Origin of the sequence: Streptomyces sp. NPDC048424, assembly GCF_040651555.1 — a bacterium.
GTDB lineage: Bacteria > Actinomycetota > Actinomycetes > Streptomycetales > Streptomycetaceae > Streptomyces.
The window spans coordinates 1-3,302 of record NZ_JBEZKE010000074.1 but is presented as its reverse complement, the minus strand read 5'-3'; the positions used below and the strand labels follow the sequence as shown (position 1 = coordinate 3,302).

The following is a 3,302-nucleotide window of genomic DNA, read 5'->3' as shown; positions in this document are numbered from 1 at the left end:
GGGATGCTTGGCACGTTGTTGGGTCCTGAAGGTACGGCCGTAAGGTCATGTCTTCAGTGCCGGCCCCAGTGAACTTGTTCCGTAAGGAGCAGGGTGATGGGTGGCTGGTCGTTGTTTGAGAACTACACAGTGGACGCGAGCATCTGTGGCCAAGTTTTTAAGGGCGCACGGTGGATGCCTTGGCACCAGGAACCGATGAAGGACGTGAGAGGCCGCGATAGGCCCCGGGGAGCTGCCAACTGAGCTTTGATCCGGGGGTGTCCGAATGGGGAAACCCGGCAGTCGTCATGGGCTGTCACCCACTGCTGAACACATAGGCAGTGTGGAGGGAACGAGGGGAAGTGAAACATCTCAGTACCCTCAGGAAGAGAAAACAACCGTGATTCCGGGAGTAGTGGCGAGCGAAACCGGATGAGGCCAAACCGTATGCGTGTGATACCCGGCAGGGGTTGCGCATGCGGGGTTGTGGGAATGAGCTTGATCGGTCTGCCGGCCGGTCGGCGAGTCAGAAACCGTTGATGTAGTCGAAGGACATGCGAAAGGTCCGGCGTAGAGGGTAAGACCCCCGTAGACGAAACATCAGCGGCTTGCTTGCTCATCTCCCAAGTAGCACGGGGCCCGAGAAATCCCGTGTGAATCTGGCGGGACCACCCGCTAAGCCTAAATATTCCCTGGTGACCGATAGCGGATAGTACCGTGAGGGAATGGTGAAAAGTACCGCGGGAGCGGAGTGAAATAGTACCTGAAACCGTGTGCCTACAAGCCGTGGGAGCGTCGCTGTATGTGCTTGCACATACAGTCGTGACTGCGTGCCTTTTGAAGAATGAGCCTGCGAGTTAGCGGTGTGTAGCGAGGTTAACCCGTGTGGGGAAGCCGTAGCGAAAGCGAGTCCGAATAGGGCGATTGAGTTGCACGCTCTAGACCCGAAGCGGAGTGATCTAGCCATGGGCAGGTTGAAGCGGAGGTAAGACTTCGTGGAGGACCGAACCCACCAGGGTTGAAAACCTGGGGGATGACCTGTGGTTAGGGGTGAAAGGCCAATCAAACTCCGTGATAGCTGGTTCTCCCCGAAATGCATTTAGGTGCAGCGTCGTGTGTTTCTTGCCGGAGGTAGAGCACTGGATAGGCGATGGGCCCTACCGGGTTACTGACCTTAGCCAAACTCCGAATGCCGGTAAGTGAGAGCACGGCAGTGAGACTGTGGGGGATAAGCTCCATGGTCGAGAGGGAAACAGCCCAGAGCATCGACTAAGGCCCCTAAGCGTACGCTAAGTGGGAAAGGATGTGGAGTCGCAGAGACAACCAGGAGGTTGGCTTAGAAGCAGCCACCCTTGAAAGAGTGCGTAATAGCTCACTGGTCAAGTGATTCCGCGCCGACAATGTAGCGGGGCTCAAGCGTACCGCCGAAGTCGTGTCATTGCAGCAATAGGGCCAACGCCCGCTGTGATGGGTAGGGGAGCGTCGTGTGCCGGGTGAAGCAGCAGCGGAAGCTAGTTGTGGACGGTTCACGAGTGAGAATGCAGGCATGAGTAGCGATACACACGTGAGAAACGTGTGCGCCGATTGACTAAGGGTTCCTGGGTCAAGCTGATCTGCCCAGGGTAAGTCGGGACCTAAGGCGAGGCCGACAGGCGTAGTCGATGGACAACCGGTTGATATTCCGGTACCCGCTTTGAAACGCCCAATATCGAATCAGGCGATGCTAAGTCCGTGAAGCCGTTCCGGACCCTTCGGGGAAAGGAAAGTGGTGGAGCCGACGAACCAGACTTGTAGTAGGTAAGCGATGGGGTGACGCAGGAAGGTAGTCCAGCCCGGGCGGTGGTTGTCCCGGGGTAAGGGTGTAGGCCGAGGGGTAGGCAAATCCGTCCCTCATATAAGGCTGAGACCTGATGCCGAGCCGATTGTGGTGAAGTGGATGATCCTATGCTGTCGAGAAAAGCCTCTAGCGAGTTTCATGGCGGCCCGTACCCTAAACCGACTCAGGTGGTCAGGTAGAGAATACCGAGGCGTTCGGGTGAACTATGGTTAAGGAACTCGGCAAAATGCCCCCGTAACTTCGGGAGAAGGGGGGCCATCACTGGTGAAGGAACTTGCTTCCTGAGCTGGGGGTGGCCGCAGAGACCAGCGAGAAGCGACTGTTTACTAAAAACACAGGTCCGTGCGAAGCCGTAAGGCGATGTATACGGACTGACGCCTGCCCGGTGCTGGAACGTTAAGGGGACCGGTTAGTGCGCTTTCGGGCGTGCGAAGCTGAGAACTTAAGCGCCAGTAAACGGCGGTGGTAACTATAACCATCCTAAGGTAGCGAAATTCCTTGTCGGGTAAGTTCCGACCTGCACGAATGGCGTAACGACTTCTCGACTGTCTCAACCATAGGCCCGGTGAAATTGCACTACGAGTAAAGATGCTCGTTTCGCGCAGCAGGACGGAAAGACCCCGGGACCTTTACTACAGTTTGATATTGGTGTTCGGTTCGGCTTGTGTAGGATAGGTGGGAGACTTTGAAGCAGCCACGCCAGTGGTTGTGGAGTCATCGTTGAAATACCACTCTGGTCGTGCTGGATGTCTAACCTCGGTCCGTGATCCGGATCAGGGACAGTGTCTGATGGGTAGTTTAACTGGGGCGGTTGCCTCCCAAAGGGTAACGGAGGCGCCCAAAGGTTCCCTCAGCCTGGTTGGCAATCAGGTGTTGAGTGTAAGTGCACAAGGGAGCTTGACTGTGAGACCGACGGGTCGAGCAGGGACGAAAGTCGGGACTAGTGATCCGGCGGTGGCTTGTGGAAGCGCCGTCGCTCAACGGATAAAAGGTACCCCGGGGATAACAGGCTGATCTTCCCCAAGAGTCCATATCGACGGGATGGTTTGGCACCTCGATGTCGGCTCGTCGCATCCTGGGGCTGGAGTCGGTCCCAAGGGTTGGGCTGTTCGCCCATTAAAGCGGTACGCGAGCTGGGTTTAGAACGTCGTGAGACAGTTCGGTCCCTATCCGCTGTGCGCGTAGGAATATTGAGAAGGGCTGTCCCTAGTACGAGAGGACCGGGACGGACGAACCTCTGGTGTGCCAGTTGTCCTGCCAAGGGCATGGCTGGTTGGCTACGTTCGGGAGGGATAACCGCTGAAAGCATCTAAGCGGGAAGCCTGCTTCAAGATGAGTATTCCCACCTCCTTGAGAGGGTAAGGCTCCCAGTAGACGACTGGGTTGATAGGCCAGATGTGGAAGCCCGGTAACGGGTGAAGCTGACTGGTACTAATAGGCCGAGGGCTTGTCCTCAGTTGCTCGCGTCCACTGTGTTAGTTCTGAA

The 3,302-nt window shown here is 56.7% G+C and carries 1 rRNA gene; it reads left to right on the top strand.

From position 1 onward, the window contains the following. Positions 1–147 precede the first annotated feature (147 nt). Positions 148–3,271: ribosomal RNA gene (locus AB0D29_RS38535) — 23S ribosomal RNA — on the top strand. Positions 3,272–3,302: the final 31 nt, after the last annotated feature.